Source organism: Acrocarpospora macrocephala (assembly GCF_009687865.1).
In the GTDB taxonomy this organism is placed as follows: Bacteria; Actinomycetota; Actinomycetes; order Streptosporangiales; family Streptosporangiaceae; genus Acrocarpospora; species Acrocarpospora macrocephala.
The window spans coordinates 78,298-96,498 of record NZ_BLAE01000044.1; the positions used below are offsets into that span (position 1 = coordinate 78,298).

At 68.6% G+C, this 18,201-nt stretch carries 15 protein-coding genes; 7 read left to right on the forward strand and 8 right to left on the reverse strand.

The features are described 5' to 3' along the window. Window positions 1–6 precede the first annotated feature (6 nt). Window positions 7–1,125, reverse strand: coding sequence for a sugar ABC transporter substrate-binding protein (locus Amac_RS34045; RefSeq protein WP_155358530.1), 1,119 nt, complete (start codon window positions 1,123–1,125; stop codon window positions 7–9). A 358-nt stretch (window positions 1,126–1,483) separates the two neighbouring features. On the opposite strand from Amac_RS34045, the gene Amac_RS34050 reads away from it, so the two are divergent. Beyond that, entirely contained in the window at window positions 1,484–1,831 is a 348-nt protein-coding gene (locus Amac_RS34050; RefSeq protein ID WP_155358531.1) for a YlcI/YnfO family protein, read from the forward strand. Continuing rightward, window positions 1,828–2,160: a type II toxin-antitoxin system PemK/MazF family toxin gene (locus tag Amac_RS34055; RefSeq protein WP_155358532.1), complete on the forward strand. Its 333-nt coding sequence runs from the start codon at window positions 1,828–1,830 to the stop codon at window positions 2,158–2,160. Before Amac_RS34050 ends, Amac_RS34055 begins: the two co-directional genes overlap by 4 nt. 248 nt (window positions 2,161–2,408) lie before the next feature. Here the strand turns inward: Amac_RS34055 and Amac_RS34060 are convergent, their stop codons facing one another. Both Amac_RS34060 and Amac_RS34065 read right to left on the reverse strand, forming a co-directional pair. After that, on the reverse strand, window positions 2,409–5,195 hold the full coding sequence (locus Amac_RS34060; protein ID WP_155358533.1) for an aconitate hydratase: 2,787 nt from the start codon (window positions 5,193–5,195) through the stop codon (window positions 2,409–2,411). Between the two features lie 137 nt (window positions 5,196–5,332). Next, window positions 5,333–6,058, reverse strand: a complete 726-nt coding sequence (locus tag Amac_RS34065; protein WP_155358534.1) for a metal-dependent hydrolase — start codon at window positions 6,056–6,058, stop codon at window positions 5,333–5,335. A gap of 235 nt (window positions 6,059–6,293) precedes the next feature. Between Amac_RS34065 and Amac_RS34070 the strand changes: the two genes are divergently transcribed. The 4 genes from Amac_RS34070 (at window position 6,294) to Amac_RS34085 (ending at window position 9,855) form a co-directional block, all read left to right on the forward strand. Continuing rightward, window positions 6,294–7,706: a HAMP domain-containing sensor histidine kinase gene (locus Amac_RS34070; RefSeq protein ID WP_155358535.1), complete on the forward strand. Its 1,413-nt coding sequence runs from the start codon at window positions 6,294–6,296 to the stop codon at window positions 7,704–7,706. A 203-nt stretch (window positions 7,707–7,909) separates the two neighbouring features. Next, window positions 7,910–8,626: a PadR family transcriptional regulator gene (locus tag Amac_RS34075; protein ID WP_155358536.1), complete on the forward strand. Its 717-nt coding sequence runs from the start codon at window positions 7,910–7,912 to the stop codon at window positions 8,624–8,626. Between the two features lie 6 nt (window positions 8,627–8,632). Next, the gene (locus tag Amac_RS34080) at window positions 8,633–9,142 is read left to right on the forward strand and encodes a DUF1707 SHOCT-like domain-containing protein (protein WP_155358537.1); all 510 of its coding nucleotides are present in this window, start codon (window positions 8,633–8,635) and stop codon (window positions 9,140–9,142) included. 98 nt (window positions 9,143–9,240) lie between these two features. After that, entirely contained in the window at window positions 9,241–9,855 is a 615-nt protein-coding gene (locus Amac_RS34085) for a DUF6879 family protein (protein ID WP_155358538.1), read from the forward strand. Here Amac_RS34085 and Amac_RS34090 read toward each other — a convergent pair. From Amac_RS34090 to Amac_RS34105, 4 genes are all read right to left on the reverse strand, one after another. Continuing rightward, on the reverse strand, window positions 9,815–11,218 hold the full coding sequence (locus tag Amac_RS34090; RefSeq protein ID WP_155358539.1) for a sugar porter family MFS transporter: 1,404 nt from the start codon (window positions 11,216–11,218) through the stop codon (window positions 9,815–9,817). The two genes, Amac_RS34085 and Amac_RS34090, sit on opposite strands and share 41 nt — an antisense overlap. Window positions 11,219–11,565: 347 nt before the next feature. Then, a complete protein-coding gene (locus Amac_RS34095; protein WP_155358540.1) occupies window positions 11,566–14,070 on the reverse strand; it encodes a polynucleotide kinase-phosphatase in 2,505 nt (834 codons plus the stop codon). Next, complete coding sequence (locus Amac_RS34100) at window positions 14,063–15,526, reverse strand: 3' terminal RNA ribose 2'-O-methyltransferase Hen1 (RefSeq protein ID WP_155358541.1); 1,464 nt, start codon at window positions 15,524–15,526, stop codon at window positions 14,063–14,065. The genes Amac_RS34095 and Amac_RS34100 overlap by 8 nt, the downstream gene beginning before the upstream one ends. Window positions 15,527–15,567: 41 nt before the next feature. Next, a complete protein-coding gene (locus Amac_RS34105) occupies window positions 15,568–16,479 on the reverse strand; it encodes an LLM class F420-dependent oxidoreductase (protein WP_155358542.1) in 912 nt (303 codons plus the stop codon). Window positions 16,480–16,573: 94 nt separating this feature from the next. Between Amac_RS34105 and Amac_RS34110 the strand changes: the two genes are divergently transcribed. Next, window positions 16,574–17,635 (forward strand): glycoside hydrolase family 18 protein, encoded by a 1,062-nt coding sequence (locus tag Amac_RS34110; protein WP_155358543.1) that lies wholly within the window; start codon window positions 16,574–16,576, stop codon window positions 17,633–17,635. Window positions 17,636–17,897: 262 nt separating this feature from the next. Here Amac_RS34110 and Amac_RS55445 read toward each other — a convergent pair. Next, window positions 17,898–18,201, reverse strand: a 304-nt coding sequence (locus tag Amac_RS55445) for a hypothetical protein (protein WP_218041455.1), incomplete at its 5' end; no start/stop codon positions are given.

Genomic DNA, 18,201 nt, shown 5'->3' on the forward strand with positions numbered 1-18,201 from the left:
ATGTGACTAGCTGATTCCGGCCTCGGTGCACTTGTCCGCGAAGTCGGCGGTGCAGACCTCTTCCTTGGTGACGAAGCCGTCCGCGATGACGTCCTTGACGTTGTCGAAGAAGATGGCCTTGGGCACCAGGAGCACGGCGGGGACGTCCGCGCCGGTCTCGGTGTCCTTGACGGTGCCGCTGGCGGCGGGCTTCTGGCCCTGGGCCAGGCCGATGGCGAGGTCGGCGGTGGCGTCGGCCTCCTGCTTGACGGCCTTGTAGACGGTCATGCACTGGTCACCGGCGAGGATGTTCTGCAGACCCTGCACGGTGGCGTCCTGGCCGGTCACCGGGACCTTGCCGTTGAGCTTGTTCTTCTTCAGCACCGAGATGGCGGCGTTGCCGAGACCGTCGTTGGCGGCCAGCACACCGGCGATCTTCGGCTCCTTGGTCAGCTGCTGCTCGAAGATCGTGCCGGCCTGGGCGTTGTCCCAGTCGGGCACGGCGTCGGCCGGGCCGGCGACGTACTCACCGGCGTCGTACTTCGGCTTGAGGACGCTCTCGTAGCCCTCCTTGAAGAGGGTGGCGTTGTTGTCGGTCGGCGAGCCGTGCAGCTCGGCCACGACCGGCTTCTCGGCGCCCATGTCGGTGAGGCACTTGACCAGGCCCTCGCCCTGCAGCTTGCCGACGGCGGTGTTGTCGAAGCTGACGTAGTAGTCGGCGTTGCCGCCGAGGGTCAGGCGGTCGTAGTCGATGGTCGCGACGCCCTGCGCCTTGGCCTTGTCCAGGACGGCCTTGCCGGTGCCGCTGTCCAGGTTCACGATCGCCAGCACGGTGACGCCACCGGTGATCATCTGGTCGGCGATGGTCTGGAAGGCGGTCTTGTCGCCCTGCGCGTTCTGGATGTCGTACGCGACTCCGGCGGCCTTGAAGGCCTCCTCCAGGTACTTGCGGTCGGCGGTCTCCCACCGGGCCGAGGACTTGCTGTCCGGGAGGATGACGCCGATCTTGCCGGGCTTCGCGGCGGCGGCCGAGGAGGCGGGCGCGGCGCTGCTCGACGCACCCGTCTCACCGCTATCGCCCCCGCACGCGGTGAGGCCGAGGGAAAGCGCCGCGACCGCGGCGATGCTGAGGATCCCCTTGCGCATGATGCGTGGGTCCTTTCTCTGGCTGGGGGTCTATGGGGGGTGGGAGTCCATCACCGAAGTGGTGAATGTTGTTTGGGACAACGTAATCCAGGAGCAAAGGGGGAGGTAGACACAGGACGGTAACGTTTGTTGTCTGCGGTAACAATGAAGAAACATAGGACAAGCCGATCTTTGTCGGACACGTCCACCTCCTGATCACCTACCGGACCCCTCTAGTTCGCCACTAGGTTACGCTAGGTAATCGAAATCTCTTGCGAACGTAACCGCTTGGTTGTATGGTCTTCGCGTAGCCGGATGTGTAGAGCGATGTGTAGACCAGATGTAGACCACCTGGAATTGGGTGCGTAGCCTCGTGCTTATGAGCACCGAACAGAAGACGACGACGATCCGGGTCAGCGTCATTACTCGCGACAAGATCGCGCGATACGCCCACGAGGAAGGCAGACCCATGACCGAAGTGCTCGAAGAAGCCATCAAGGACTACGAGAAGAAGAAGTTCCTTAAGCGGCTTGGAGAACAGATGGAGCGGACCAGGCGTGAGGATCCGGAGGGTTACGCCGAATACCTGGCCGAGTTCGAGATCTGGCAGGGGAAGCCCTCCCACCGTATAGCGCCCGAATGGGAGGGCCTGATCGACTTTCCGGACTGGTATGACACCTCGTACCTGGAGGGGGCAGGGCGCAAGGAGGAACAAGGAGGCAAATGAAGGTTCAGCAGGGGGACATCTGGTTCACCAACCTCGGCGACCCGATCGGCACCGAGCAGGGATCCGAACGCCCAACTGTGATCATCAGCAGCGATGATTTCAATCGCATCAGCCGAGATCTCGTCATCGTGGTGCCGCTGACGACGCGGGATCGGGGGTGGGATAGTCATATCCCTGTCGCGTTGGATCAGACTCGGCTGAGAAAGCCCAGCTGGGCCATGGTGCAGCAAGTCCGGTCCATCTCGATCGAGCGATTCAGATTTCCCATGGGCCGAGTGTCGAATGAGATGGTCGATCAGATCGTCGCGATGCTCGGCCGACTTCTCTGACCGCACTGACACCGGTAAGCCGTCCAGCGGGTGGCATGGCGGGGGCGGGCGGAACCAAGGGAAACAACCGGCTCGCAGCAGGTCGCAGAGCCACTGGACGCCCGGCTACCGCTCTGAGACGGCAACAACGGCACTGGCGGGGGCGGGCGGAGCCCGAAGGGAAGCAACGGGCTGGGTGGGTGGGAGAACCACCGTAAGTGCAGAGAACCGCCCACAGGGTTGCTGGTGGGCGGTTCTCGGGTTTTGCGTTAGTTCTTGGCGAGGAGGGAGCGGAGGACGTACTGCATGATGCCGCCGTGGCGGTAGTAGTCGGCTTCGCCTGGGGTGTCGATGCGGACGATGGCCTGGAAGGTGATGTCGCCGGCGGTGACGGTGACCGTGGTTGGGGTCATGCCCTTGTTGAGTTCCTCGACGCCGGTGATGTCGAAGGTTTCCTCGCCGGTGAGGCCGAGGGTTTCGGCGGTTTCGCCGTCGGGGAACTGGAGTGGGAGCACGCCCATGCCGATCAGGTTGGACCGGTGGATGCGCTCGTAGGATTCGGCGATGACCGCGCGGACGCCGAGCAGGGCGGTGCCCTTGGCGGCCCAGTCGCGGGAGGAGCCGGAGCCGTACTCCTTGCCGGCCAGGACCACCAGCGGAACGCCCGCGGCCTGGTAGTTCTGGGCGGCATCGTAGATGAAGGCCTGCGGGCCGCCCCACATGGTGAAGTCGCGGGTGTAGCCGCCCTCGACCCCGTCCAGCAGCGTGTTGCGCAGCCGGATGTTGGCGAAGGTGCCCCGGATCATGACCTCGTGGTTGCCCCGGCGCGAGCCGTAGGAGTTGAAGTCCTTGACCTCGACGCCGTTCTCGCGCAGGTAGTCGGCCGCCGGAGTGCCCACCTTGATCGAACCCGCCGGCGAGATGTGGTCGGTGGTGACCGAGTCGCCCAGCTTGGCCAGCACCCGCGCACCGGAAATATCCGACACAGGCTCCGGCGTCGCCGGCATGCCCTCGAAGTAGGGCGCCTTCCGCACATACGTGGACGCCGGATCCCACTCGAAGGTGTTCCCCGTCGGAATGGGCAGCGACCGCCAGTGCTCATCACCCTTGAACACATCGGCGTAGTCCCGCAGGAACATGTCCTGCCCGATCGAGTCCGCGACCACCCGCGCGACCTCGTCCGGCTCAGGCCAGATGTCCTTGAGGAACACCGGCTGCCCATCCGCGCCGTTCCCCAGCGGCTCGTTGTTGAGGTCGATGTCCATCGTCCCCGCCAGCGCGTACGCGACGACCAGCGGCGGCGAGGCCAGGTAGTTCATCTTGACATCCGGATTGATCCGGCCCTCGAAGTTCCGGTTCCCCGACAGCACAGCCGTGACCGCGAGATCGTTGGCCTGCACAGCCGCCGAGATCTCCTCCGGCAACGGCCCGGAGTTCCCGATACAGGTCGTGCACCCGTACCCGACCAGGTTGAACCCGATCTTGTCCAGATAAGGCTGCAGCCCCGACCGCTCGAAGTACCCGGTCACCACCTGCGACCCTGGCGCGAGCGAGGTCTTCACCCACGGCTTGCGGGTCAGCCCCTTCTCGACCGCGTTCCTGGCCAGCAGGGCGGCGCCGAGCATCACATACGGATTGGAGGTGTTGGTGCACGAGGTGATCGCCGCGATCGTCACCACCCCGTGGTCGATCTCGAACGAGGTCCCGTCCGCGAGCGTGACCGGCACTTTCCGGTGCGGACGGGAACCGTTGAGCGCCGCCGGATGCGGCTGGTCGCCGTTGCCGTCATGCGAGATCGCCGGGGAGTCGGAGGCCGGGAAGGACTCATCCGACGCCTCGTCAATCGGGCCAAGCGCGACAAACGGGGTGTCGACCGGGACGTAGTCCTTGACGGCCGACCGCCAGGCCCGCTTGGCGTCAGTGATCGCGATCCGGTCCTGCGGCCGCTTCGGCCCCGCGATGGACGGCACCACGGTGGCCAGGTCGAGCTCGATGTACTCGGAGAAGACCGGCTCCGGCGCGGCCGGGTCCAGCCAGAGCCCCTGCTCCTTGGCGTAGGCCTCGACCAGCGCGACCTGCTCGGCCGGCCGCCCGGTGAGCGTGAGGTAGTCGATGGTCTGCCCGTCGATCGGGAAGATCGCGCAGGTGGAGCCGAACTCCGGGCTCATGTTGCCGATCGTGGCCCGGTTGGCCAGCGGCACGCTGGTCACGCCCTCGCCGTAGAACTCGACGAACTTGCCGACCACACCGTGCTTGCGCAGCATCTCGGTGATGGTGAGCACCAGGTCGGTGGCGGTGGCCCCGGCGGGCAGCTTGCCGGTCAGCTTGAAGCCGACCACCCGCGGGATCAGCATCGAGATGGGCTGCCCGAGCATGGCGGCCTCGGCCTCGATGCCGCCGACCCCCCAGCCGAGCACGCCGATGCCGTTCTCCATCGTGGTGTGGGAGTCGGTGCCGACGCAGGTGTCGGGGTAGGCCTTGCCGTCGCGGATCATCACGACCCGGGCCAGGTGCTCGATGTTGACCTGGTGCACGATGCCGGTGCCGGGCGGCACCACCTTGAACTCGTCGAAGGCGGTCTGCCCCCAGCGCAGGAACTGGTAGCGCTCGTGATTCCGCTCGTACTCCCGCGTGACGTTGCGCCCGAACGCGTCCGGCGAGCCGAAGTAGTCGACGATGACCGAGTGGTCGATGACCATCTCGGCCGGGGCCAGCGGGTTGATCCTGGCCGGGTCGCCGCCCAGGTCGCGCACGGCCTCCCGCATGGTGGCCAGGTCGACCACGCACGGCACGCCGGTGAAGTCCTGCATGATCACCCGGGCCGGGGTGAACTGGATCTCCACGCTGGGCGCGGCCGACGGGTCCCACTGCCCGAGCGCGGTGATGTGCTCGGCGGTGATGTTCGCGCCGTCCTCGGTGCGGAGCAGGTTCTCCAGCAGGATCTTCAGGCTGTACGGGAGGCGCTGCGACCCCTCGACGGCGGCCAGCCGGTAGATCTCGTACGACGCGTCGCCGACGCGCAGCGTGTCACGGCTGCCGAAGCTGTTCGCGGACACGAAGTCTCGCCTCCCCAAAGGTTCTTGTCCTAAGTCGCTCTCGCATCTTCCCGCACCGCCCGATCACACCGGTCAGTTAGGTTCGCCTAACCACGAGAGCGAAAGATGTCTCGACACCAAGATATCTCGACATCAAGCTACCCGCTGGTAACACCCAGGCGTAAGAACAACAAAACGACCACGGCGACCGACAAGACCGGGGCAAGAATGTTCAGCTCGAACTTCTTCCCGGTCTTGAACCCGATGTCGTACGGCAAGAGCCACTTACCCGGAATCGGCCAGAGCACCGGACACCCACGCTCCGTCAGGCAATCCCCCAGCACATGGACCAGACACCCGATCCCGATCGCGAACCCCAGCCAGGCATACTGCACCCCCAACGTGAGGAAGGTCGCGAAAAGCCCAGCCGTCAGCCCGATGTTGACCAGCGCCGACGTGAGCTTCTTCCCCGGCACCCCGATCCCGATGGCACGCAGAGCCAGCCCAATGGCCAGCACGACCATGATGTCCCGCCCGATCGGATAATTCTGCGCCAGGAAGTGCGCCCCCACCCCCATCCCCACCGCGAACAACAACGAGTGCGTGGCATGCCGATGCCCCCCGCTGATCACGTTGACCACCTTGCTCAGGGCCCACGTCACCGGCCCGAACGTCTGAGCGATGGTCGCACTCGGATGATCGAGGTCAGGCAACATCGCCGCCCCCGCACAAACCAGCGCCCCCGCCACCAACTCAGCCGGAGTCAGCGCGGACCCCACCACAGACGCCAATTCAGGCGCGACAATCCCGGGCAGAGCCACCAACCCGGGAGCGACTCCCAGCCACACCACGGCTCCACTGAGCGCGTGCGAATGCCCCATCATGCGTAGATCACGACCCCGGATGCTACGCCAAAGGTCCGACAAAATTTGCGCACGCGCCCGGCGTGTCACGCACCCGTTCCCAGCCCCGCCTCCCGCGCCCAGACAATCGCCTGGGACCGATCCGCCACCTGCGGCTTGGCGAAGATCGCCGAGCGCCGATGCGGCCGTATCGGGATAGCGCTGGGGGTCGTGCCGCTGCTCCTCACCATCGTGGTTGACTGGTTCAGAGGCAACCATGCGGACGTGGAAGCAGTACTCGGTCAGGACTCGCTGCGCCGTCTACTCCGGTCTGACGGCGGCCTTGCTCAGCGCGCTGTTCGCGGTTCTGCTGGCGGGGCTGTTCCACCGGCTGGACACCGCGCAGGTGACCGACGTGGTCGATGGAGCAGCGAGCCGGATCGCCTTAAACGTGCAGCGCGGTCGTGTCCACGCCCGGCTGGCACATGGGTATGTCGCCAATCTGCAGGTCGCGGATTCACAGGGACGTGTTGTCGCGGCAAGCGCGCCCATGTCGGGCAAAGGGCCCATGACCAGTCTTTTGCCCCCTGCTGGCACGCCCCACGCCGCACCTAACGCCAGGGCCGTGATCTGCGGCAGCACCGCGCTCGGCCACAATTGCCACATCGTCGTGGAACAGCGCGTCTACGGTGTTGGGCACAGCTGGACCGTCTACAGCGCCGCACCGGCCCCGCCGCTGGTTGACCCGGGCCTGGCGGCGTTGCTCATCGCGAGCGTGCTGGCTATCACCGGGGCGGTCACCTACACCTGCCGCCGGATCGTCGGCGAATCCCTGACCCCGGTCGATGCCATCCGCTCGGAACTGGATGAGATCACCGTCACCGACCCGGCCCGCCGGGTCCCGATCCCGCCGCACGAGGATGAGATCCACCACCTCGCCGAAAGCGTCAACCACACCCTGACCCGGCTTCAGGGGGCGATGGAACAGCAACGCCAATTCGCCTCCGATGCCTGCCACGACCTGCGCGGCCCGGTCACCGCCATGCGCGCCGAGGTCGAGGACGCCATGATGGCCGAAGACCACACCCTGGCTACCACCACAGGCGAAACCCTGCTGGCCACCCTGGACCGGCTGCAGGCGATCATCGGCGACCTGCTGATCATCGCCCGCCTGGACGCGAAAACGCCCGGCGCCCGCGACCGGGTTGACCTGGCCGAGCTGGTTACCGCCGAACTGGACGCCCGCCACCCCTCTACCAAGCACATCGAGCGTGAGCTCTCGCCCGGCGTGCTGGTGCTGGGCGACCGGCTACGGTTGGCCCGATTGCTGGCCAACCTCGTCAACAACGCCGACCGGCACGCCGACAGCCGGATCACCATCAAGGTGTCCCGCGCGGAGGGTGAAGCGGAGGGTGGACAGGACGGCGATCCCCGCTTCGCCACGGGCACAGCCATCCTGGAGGTGCTCGATGACGGCGCAGGAATCCCCCCTGACCAGCGCGACAGCGTCTTCCAGCGGTTTGTGCGCCTGGGCGAGAGCCGCGCGAGGGATCCTGGGGGTACCGGCCTGGGCCTGGCGATAGCCCGGCAGATCGCCGAGATGAGCGACGGCACCCTATGCATCGCAGACAGCGTGCGCGGTGCCCGGTTCGTGCTCCGGCTGCCGTTGGCTCCGAAGGCGCGGTCGTAAACACAGACGGGGTTGTTCCGCTCCAAGAGCACCCCCCAGCCCTCTCAGAGCAGAACAACCCCGTCTAGATGTTGTAACGGTGCGGTATCGGCGCATGTTCCCCAGGCTCCAAGAATTTCGAGTGAGCTGCATCACACCTTGCCACGTTAGAATGTTCGCGATATATCTTTGAAGCATCGAGAACATTCACGACAGGAGGGGACATGACGTCCGCAAACGCGATGGGCGGGGCTTGGGGCCCTGCCCGGGAGATTCATCGAGAGATGCGCAAGAACCTGAGGGACGCCGCGCGGGTCATGGCCGCGGCGTGGCAGCACGATCAGCGGTCAGAGGGGCACGGGCCGCACGAGCATCGGCAGCGGGGGCACCGGCACGGCTGGGGCGGGTTCGGGCCCGGTGGGCCGTTCGGGCCGCCCGGGTTCGTGTTCAGCGGGCGCGGCGGCGGCTTCGGGCGGGCTCGTAAGGCCAAGCGCGGGGATGTCAGGGCCGCGATCCTCGCGCTGCTGGCGGAGGAGCCGCGCAACGGCTACCAGATCATCCAGGAGATCGCCGAGCGCAGCCAGGGCGGCTGGAAGCCGAGCCCGGGCGCGGTCTACCCGGCGCTGCAGCAGCTCACCGACGAGGGTCTGGTGCGCGCCCAGGAGGTGGACGGCCGCAAGACCTTCCAGCTCACCGAGGCCGGGCAGGCCTACATCGCCGACCACCCGCAGGAAGTGCGGGCGCCGTGGGAGGAGATGACGCCGGACATCGGCGACGACGTGCACGAGCTGTTCGACCTGTCCCGGCAGGCCGCCTCCGCGCTGTTCCAGATCGCCCAGGGCGGCTCGGAGGGCCAGGTACGGCAGGCCAAGCAGATCCTGGCCGAGACCAGGCGCAAGCTCTACCAGGTGCTGGCCGACGGCGACCCGGACGAGGAGTGATCCGCGATGGCCGCTGACGGGTTCGCACCTAAGGATCTCCGGATCGGGGATCGGGAGCGAGACCAGGTGACCCAGGCCCTGCACGACGCGTTCGCGCAGGGCCGGATCACCCGGGAGGAGCTCGACGAGCGTTTGGAGACCACGCTGACCGCCCGGACGGCGGGCGACCTGAGAACCGTGCTGTCCGACCTGGTGGCTCCGGACGATCCGGCGAATCCGGTACTCCCCCGGCGTGAGCCGTACGCCTATCGGGGCGATCTGGCCACCTGGGGACACCACTACGCCCATCACCAGGCCAGGGCCCAGTGGCGGGCTCAGCGGCGGGCGCACTGGGAGGCGCAACGGCAGTCGGGGCGGCGGTCGGGGCGGCCCCCGTTCGTGCCGATGATCCTGGCGTTCGCGCTGGTGGCCGGGATCGCGACCGGGTCCATTTTCGTGGTGTTCAAGGTGGCGCTGGTCATCTGGCTGGGCGCGATGGTGTTCGGGATCGCGAGGCACCGACGATCACACCGCTGATTTCCCCATATATCGGGATTTGGGTCTTGACGCGTTATTGAGGCCAATCAACGATCAATCCGGCGCCTTCGGGATAACCGCATAGGGGAGGCACGTCGGTGCGAGAGACACGCCGGAGTGACGACACGTTCGCGCGGATCCACGAGGCCGACGGGGTGACCATGGACCGGATCACCTACAGCGCCGACTTCTCCGGCGTGTACCGGGAGATGGAAGGCGTGCTCTGGAAGCTGGAGCGCGCCCAGTACTTCTACGAGCCCTACTCCAAGAGCTGGGTGGCCTGGGCCGAGGGCGACTGGGACCTCGCCCTCGCCCTCATCGAGGCCGCCACCGCCGAATACGAGGCCGACCTCTCCCCGCGCGTGGAGCTCCGGCGGCTCCGCATCGTCGAACGTCCGCTCAGCCCGTACCTCGAATGGGAGTTGCGGGTGCTGGCGGCCCGGGCGAGCGCGGGCGAGAAGGTCCGGGTCCTGGACGCGGAAGCCGTACACCACCTGGAACGGGACCGACCCCTGCCGGAACTGCTGATCCCGGCCGGCGACCTGATGTACGAGATCCTGTACGACCAGGGCGGCGCCCACGTCGGCGGGCGCAGGATCGGCGACCGCGCGATCATCGAACCCTGCCTGACCCTGCTCGCCGACCTGTACGACCAGGCCGAGGAGCTACCGGCTAGCCCATCTCCTCAAGCGCGCGCCCCTTGGTCTCTTTGACGAAGAAGCTCACGAAGACCAAGGAGAGCACCGCGAATACGGCATATCCCAGATAGGTCAGCGCGAGGTTCCAGTGCGACAGCGCCGGGAACGTCACGGTTACCAGCCAGTTCGCGAGCCATTGCGCCGCGGCGGCGACGGAGAGCGCGGCGGCCCTGATCCGGTTCGGGAACATCTCCCCCAGCAGCACCCAGACGACCACACCCCACGACAGCGCGAAGAACAGCACGAAGACGTTGGCCGCGACCAGCGCCGCCGCGCCGGGGACACCCGCCAGCGTCACGCGGCCCGCGACCTCGTGGGCGTAGCCGAACGCCCACGACGCGACCGCCAGCGAGGCGGCCATCCCGGCCGAACCGGCGAGCAGCAGGGGGCGGCGGCCGATCCGGTCCACCAGGGCGATGGCGATGAACGTGCCGATGATGTTGATGATCGAGCTGGAGAAGCTGATCAGCAGCGAGCCGGCCTGGGTGACGCCCACCGACTGCCACAGCACCGACGAGTAGTAGAAGATCACGTTGATGCCGACGAACTGCTGGAAGACCGACAGGACGATGCCGACCCAGACGATCGGCACCAGCCCGAGCAGGGGCCCGCGCAGGTCGGACAGGCGCGGCAGGCGCTCGGCGCGCAGCACGCCCTCGATCTCGGCCAGCCGCCGGTCCAGGTCGGCGTGCTCGCCCTCGACCTCGCGCAGCACCGCGCGGGCCCGCTCGCCGCGGCCGATCATGACCAGGAACCGGGGCGACTCGGGGATGATCAGCGCGAACGCCAGGTAGGCCAGCGCCGGGACCAGGCACGCGCCGAGCATCCACTGCCAGGCCTGCAGGCCGCCCAGCAGGTAGTTCACCTCGCCCCCGGCCCACCGCGCGACCCCGTAGTTGACCAGCTGGGACACCGCGATGCCGAGCACGATGGCCAGCTGCTGGAACGAGCCGAGCCGCCCCCGGTAGGCGGCCGGGGCGACCTCGGCGATGTACGCGGGGCCGATCACCGACGCCATCCCGATGGCGACTCCGGCCAGCAGCCGCCAGAGCGCCAGGTCCCAGATGGCGAACGGTAACATCTGCCCGATCGAGCTGACCGCGAACAGGGCCGCGGCCACCTGCATGGTCCTGGTCCGCCCCCAGCGGTCCGCGATCCGCCCGGCGAACCAGGCGCCGGCGGCCGAGCCGAGCAGGGCGATCGCCACCACGAACCCGATCTCGACAGGACCGACGTGGAAGTGCCGCTGGATTCCGACGACAGCGCCGTTGATCACCGCGCTGTCGTAGCCGAACAGGAACCCGCCGATGGCCGCCGCCGCGGCCACGAACACGACATGACCAAGGTGTTCGGGTCGCCCCCGAACTGGTCCCCCCATGTCCCGATATCTGCCCAATGAATACAGAAAGTCACGCCAAGTTACACTTAGTCGATTCGGATGCGGCTTTTATTGCATATCGAGCAGATTTGGACATGGATACGGCCGATCTGTTCGGCATCCCGCCAATCGTGCCGGAAATGGAACCATTTTCTGCCTGGCCCAGCCACCGGCCCGCCCCGTCGCCGCCGGCGCCGCCACCACCAACCGCCACCCGTTTGGTTCATGAGTGATCGCACGCTCACGCTCTGTTGCCTGACTCGATCGTAAGGCTAATTGCGGGCAGCGTCTCGTGCGGAACTTGCCGTTTTCTTGGCCGAATGTTGACGCGTGATCAACGCGGCGGCTCAGAGCCGGGGGTCCACCGGTTCCGACTCCATCGCCAGCACCGCGAAGACCGGCTCGTGCACCCGCCAGAGCGGCTCGCCGTCCGCCAGCCTGGCCAGCGCCTCCAGACCGAGCGCGTGCTCCCGCAAGGCCAGCGACCGTTTCCGGCCGAGGAAGCGCCGCCGCAGCACGTCCAGGGACTCGGTGTAGTCGGGACCGTAGATGATCCGCAGGTATTCCCGGCCGCGGACCTTCACCCCGGGCTGCACCCGGCCCTCCGGCCGCTCCACAGGCTTGACCACCATGCCCTCCCCGCCGGCCGAGGTCAGCTCCTCCCACCAGTCGACGGCGTGCTGCCGGGACTCCACCGAGCCGAGATCCACGTACACGTGCCTGGTCGGCTGGACCAGCGGCGCGTCGATCCTGGCCAGCTGGTCCAGGTGCCAGTCATGCGGATGCCGTACGGCTGTCGCCCGGCCCTCGGCGGCGAGGATCTGGAACGGAGCGAACCGCACGCCCTCCAGGCCGGAGACCGGCCAGCAGTAACGCGCATAGGCGTCCCGGAATCGGGCAGCGTTGTCGAGGCGGCGTCGGGCGCGGTCCAATGTCAGTCCCACATCCAGCCCGCGCCCGGCCGCCGCCTCCAGCGCCGTCACCACCTCGGGCAGCGCGGTCCTGGCGGCGGCGCCGACCGAGGCGTACTGGCTGCGGATCAGGCTTTCCGCCTTGGCCGACCAGGGCAGCAGCTCGCCGTCCAGCACCAGCCAGTCGGTGCCGAGCTCGGCCCAGAGCGGCGCCACGGCGGCGCGCAGGCCGTCCACCAGCTCGGTCGTGAGCGTGTCGAAGAACGGGCGGCCGGTCCGGGTGTAGACCATGCCGGTGCTGCCGTCGGCCACGCCGAAACGTTTCTCGGCCGCCTCCGGGGTTCTGGCCAGGACGGCGACCGCCCGGGAGCCCATGTGCTTCTCCTCGCACACCACCCGGGTGACCCCGGCGGCGGCGAACTCGGCGAACGCCTCCGCCGGGTGCTCCAGGTAGCCGTCCAGCTGCGAGGTCTCCGGCGGGGCCATGGTCGGCGGCAGGTAGACCAGCCAGCGGGGGTCCACCGCGAACCTGCTCATGATCTCCAGCGCGGCGGCGGCGTTCTCCTCCCTGACCCGGATCGTGCCGGCGAAGCGGGTCTCCACGAAACGGTTCCCGCGCACGTCGCCGATGTCGAGGGCGGCCGGGTCGCGCTGCCTGGCCGGAGCCAGCGGGCGGGTCGGCTCGTACCAGACCCGCTCGGCCGGGACCGAGATCAGCTCGCGCTCGGGGTAGCGGAGCGCGGTCAGGCGCCCGCCGAAGACGACGCCGGTGTCCAGGCAGATCGTGTTGTTGATCCATTCCGGCTCGGTGGTGGGGGTGTGGCCGTAGACGACCATGGCGCGGCCGCGGTAGTCCTCGGCCCAGGGGTAGCGGACGGGCAGGCCGTATTCGTCGGTTTCGCCGGTGGTGTCGCCGTACAGGGCGAAAGCGCGGACCCGGGCGGAGGCGCGGCCGTGGAAGGGCTCCTTGAGCCCGGCGTGGGCGACAACCAGCTTGCCGTCGTCGAGCTGGTAGTGGCTGATCAGGCCGTCCATGAAGGTCTTGGCGGCGGCGACGAAGGCGGGGTCGGCCTCGGCCAGCTGGGTCAGCGACTCCTCCAGGCCGTGCGCGACCCTGACCTTGCGGCCGTTCAGGGCGCGCACCAGCTTCTGCTCGTGGTTGCCGCAGACGCACAGCGCCGTACCGGCCTCGACCATGCCCATGACCCGGCGCAGCACGCCCGGTGTGTCCGGACCCCGATCGACCAGGTCGCCGACGAACACGGCGGTACGGCCCTGCGGATGCCTGCCGTCCACATAACCGAGGGTGGTGAGCAGGGTCTCCAGCTCGGCAGCGCAGCCGTGCACGTCGCCGATGATGTCGAAGGGACCGGTCAGGTGCTTGAGGTCGGTCCAGGCGGGTTCGAGGGTGATCGTGACGTTGTCGATCTCGTCGCCGCGCAGCACGTGCACCCGGCGGAAGCCGTCCCGGGAGATCTTGCCGAGCGAGCGGCGCAGGTCCTTGCGCTGGCGGGTGATCACGTGCGGGCCGAAGTCGCGGTCGGGGCGGGTAGAGTTCCGCTCGATCGCCACCTCCTCGGGCACGTCCAGCACGATCGCGTCCACCAGGACGTTGTGCGCCTTGGCCAGTTCGACCAGTTGCTGGCGGGCCTGGAACTGCACGCTGGTGGCGTCGACCACGGTGAGCAGGCCGCGCCTGAGCCGGGTGCCGACGATGTAGTGCAGGACGTCGAAGGCGTCCGGGGTGGCCGACTGGTCGTTCTCGTCGTCGGCGACCAGGCCCCGGCAGAAGTCGGAGGAGATCACCTGGGTGGGGTGGAAATGTTTGCGGGCGAACGTGGACTTGCCGCTGCCGGAGACGCCGACCAGCACGATCAGCGACATGGCGGGCACGCCGATCTGGCGGGGGGTCGGCTGCTCGTTGAGCGTTTTGTCAGACATCGCCGCCTCCCGCGGTGAAGATCGCCATCTGGGTGGGCGGGCCGAGTTCGGGGTCGTCCTCGCCGACCGGGCGGTAGTCGACCTGGTAGCCGTACCGGGCGGCGACGGCGGCGGCCCAGTGGCGGAACTCGGCGCGGGTCCACTCGAAGCGGTGATCGGGGTGGCGCATGCCGGTGAGGGTCTCGTAGCGCACGTTGTACTCGGCGTTCGGGGTGGTGACGATCACGTGGCCCGGCTTGGCGCCGCCGAAGACGACCCGCTCGAGGGCGGGCAGTCGGGGTGGGTCGAGGTGTTCGACCACCTCCATCAGGACGGCGGCGTCGTAGCCCGCGAAACGGCTGTCGCCGTAGGTGAGCGAACCCTGGAACAGGTCGAGCCTGGCGCGTCTGGCGTCGGACATGCGGTCCAGCTTGAGCTTGCGCGCGGCCAGGGTCAGCGCGTGCGCGGAGACGTCCACTCCGGCGATCTTCGTGATGGTCTTGTTCGCGAGCAGAGCGTTGACCAGCTGTCCCGAGCCGCAGCCGAGATCGATCACCGTTCTGGCACCGACGTCGTCCAGCGCGGCCAGCACCGCCTCCCGCCGCAGCACATTCAGCGGCGTCGGCCGGTCGGACTCCCCCGTTGGTTCGCCGCCGGACCCCTCGGCTGCTTCCCCGTCTGGCGTCGCCTCGGCCGTCTCTTCCTCGACCGGGGGCTCCAAGGCGTCTTCGAGGTCGTCGCCGACCTCGGCCAGCCGGGCCAGGGCCGCGCGGGTCAGGGCGGTGCGCCGGTTGAGGTAGCGGCGGGTGATCAGTCCCCGGTCGGGGTGCGCGGCCAGCCAGCCTTCGCCCGCGCGGATGAGCTTGTCGACCTCGTCGCTGGCCACCCAGTAGTGCTTGGCGTCGTCGAGCACGGGGAGCAGCACGTACAGGTGGTTGAGAGCGTCCGCGAGGCGGACTTCGCCGCGCAGCGTAAGCCGTACATATCGGGAATTTCCCCATTCGGGGAACCCCTCATCGAGCGGTACGGCCGCCGCCTCCACCTGCCAGCCGAGCGGCTCGAACAGCCGGTGGGCGAGCTCGACGCCGCCGTGCCGGCAGGGCAGCGCGGGCAGGGAGATCTCCAGCGGGATGGCCTGCTCGGGCAGCTCGGGACGGGCGGCGCAGCGGCCCGCCCGCGCGGTCCTGAACACCTCGGCCATCGCCGAGGCCAGCAGCGACGACGCGGCGTACGGGCGGTCGTTGACGTACTGGCCGAGCGAGAAGTCCGGCGAGGAGGCGCCTCGCGAGCGGACCAGCCGGATCGGGTCGACGTCCAGCAGGAGCGCCGCCGTGCACCGCTCGTCGCCCGCCTCCGGGTAGAAGACCTGGGCCGTCCCGAAGGATTGGGAGAACTCCTGCACTTTGTCCGGATGTTTGTGCAGGAGAAAGCCAAGGTCAGTGGCCGGGCGATGAGTGGTGGAGATCGTCAGCAACACATGGGCAAGTTTGCCGTATTTGTCCGGCAGGTTCGCCGGGTTTACACGTGCGGCAGGAGCTCGGCCGCGATCAGTTCCAGGTGGTCGAGGTCGCTCAGGTCGAGGAACTGCAGGTACAGGCGTTCCGCGCCCAGGTCGCGGAACTGGCTGATCTTGTCGAGGACCTCGGCCGGGGTGCCCGCCAGACCGGCCGCGCGCAGGGCGCCGGGTTCTTCGCCGATGGCGGTGGCCCGCCGGACGTACTCGGCCTCGTTCGCGCCGACGCAGACGGTCTGCGCGGCGGACAGGATGATCGGCCGTCCCGCCAGGTCGCAGGCCGCGCGCACCCGGTGGAACGCCTCGCCGGTCTCCTCGAGATTCCGGAACGGGATGTTGTATTCGGTCGCGAAGGTCGCCGCCAGCCGGGGCGTGCGGCGCGGGCCCCCGCCGCCGATGATGATCGGCAACGGGCGCTGGACCGGCTTCGGCAGCGCCGGGGAGTCGCTCACCTGGTAGTGCTTTCCGGCGTAGGAGAACGTCTTCTCGGCTCCCCAGAGGCCAGTGATGATGTCGAGTTGTTCCTCCAGCATCTCGAACCGCTGCCCGATCGGCGGGAACGGGATGCCGTAGGCGGCGTGCTCCGCGTCATACCAGCCGACGCCCATGCCGAGTTCGATCCTGCCGCCGCTCATCTGGTCTGCCTGGGCCACGCTGACGGCCAGCGGTCCTGGCAGCCGGAACGTCACCGGGGTCACCATCGTGCCCAGCCGGATCCGGGAGGTCTCCCGGGCCAGCGCGGCCAGGGTCAGCCAGGCGTCGGTCGAGCCGGGGCCCGGGTCGCCGGCGCCGATCCGCTGGTAGTGGTCGGAGCGGAAGAAGGCGTCGAAGCCGAGCCGCTCGGCGGCCTGGGCGACCGCCAGCAGATCGTCGTAGGTGGCGCCCTGCTGGGGTTCGGTGAAGATCCTCAACTTCATCTCCCCATTATCCCCACCCGCCTCTTTCGAGGTTGCTAGGGTTCAACCTTCGTGCGCGGAATGTAGTCAGACAACGACTCTCGGTGGTGGAGACATGGAGACGGCACGGCATGCCAGACCGGCGGGAACCCCGCCCAGGTCCGTTCTCGTGCTGGCCACGCTCACCCTGATCAGCGGCACGGCGACGGCCCTCTGGCTGCTCCCGGGCCGGGCGCTGACCTCGGCGGGAACCCCGGCTGCGCCCATCTCGGCCCAGCCGGCCGTGGGGGTGGGCTCCCCGCCCCCGGCCGCCGCCGCGCCCGCGCCCCGGGCGCCCGCCTACGTGGCGTTCGTGGACGCGGTCCGCGACCCCGCGTTCAACCTGCCCGACGCGGCCCGCAGGACCGGGGTGACCACCTACACGCTCGGCCACATCAGCTCGGGCGTCAGCGCCGCCTGCACGCCGACCTGGGGCGGGCAGGCCATGCCCACCCCCAACCCGCTGGTCGGCGGCCTCAACCGGCTCCGCGCCGAGGGCGGCGACGCCGGGGTGGCCTTCGGCGGGCCCGAGGGCCGGGAGCTCTCCGCCACCTGCGCCGATCCGGACCTCCTGCTGGCCGCCTACCGCAACGTGATCGCCACCTACCACCCGGCCGGCCTCGACTTCGAGGTGCACGACTCCACCGACCCCGCCACCACCGCCCGCCGTGCCACGGCCGTCGCCCGGCTCCAGCGCGAGTCCCGGGAGCGGGGCCGCCCGCTCGCGGTCACCTTCACCCTGCCCGCCTCCACGCTGGGCCTGACCCCCCAAGATCGCACGATGCTCTACCAGACCCGCCAGGCCGGGGCCGAGATCAGCACGGTCAACCTGCTGGTCCCGTTCCAGCCCGGCTCGGCGCGCAACGTCCGCCGCCTCCTGATCGCCGCCCGCAGCACCCACGCCCAGCTGGGCTGGGCCCTCGGTACGGGCGAGCGCGCGAGCTGGCGGCGCATGGGCCTGACCCCCCTGCTGGCCGACCCCCGGGACCTGACCCTGCTCGACGCCCAGCGCCTGGTCACCTTCCAGACCCGCTACAACCTGGCCTGGCTCTCCGTCCGCGGCGCCACCCCCACCGACGAGGTCTCCCGCGCCCTCAGCACCACCCCGCCGTCCCCGAACCTCGCCCAGGTCAACTAGTGATTGCCCCACCCAGCCCTTTGATCTACCTCGTGGCTCCGCCCCGCCCCGTCGTCACCGTGGTTCTCCCACCCACCCTCCGGTTCCTTCCCGGCTCCGCCCGCCCCGCCATCACCATGGCCGCGATGTTCTCCCGCCCACCCTGGGAGCGTCCTCATAGCCGAGGTCGGCGAGAACGACCGGCCCTCCCGTGGCGAACGCATCCAAAGGGCCGAAGATGCCCTGCTCACAGCCCTGCTCACAGCCCTGCTCACAGCCCTGCTCACAGCCTGCTCGAACGCGGCGATCCGATGCCGATCAGCTCGTGATCTACTGTGGCTCCTTGTGATCTTCTGCGGGTCACCCTCTCCGCACCCATGGTGCTGATCTGGCCGCGCTCGTGGGGATGAGGTTGTCCGGTGGCGTCTGCCTGCAGGCGTGTGTCGTCCTCCAAGCGGGGGTGAGTCCGGGGTACGCGGCCGGAGCCGGGCGTGACACCCCGGTCTATGCCGCGGTTGGGTGCAATACCCCGGGCGATGCCGCGGTTGAGTGCGGTATCGCGGGCGATGCCGCGGTCGGTTGCGATG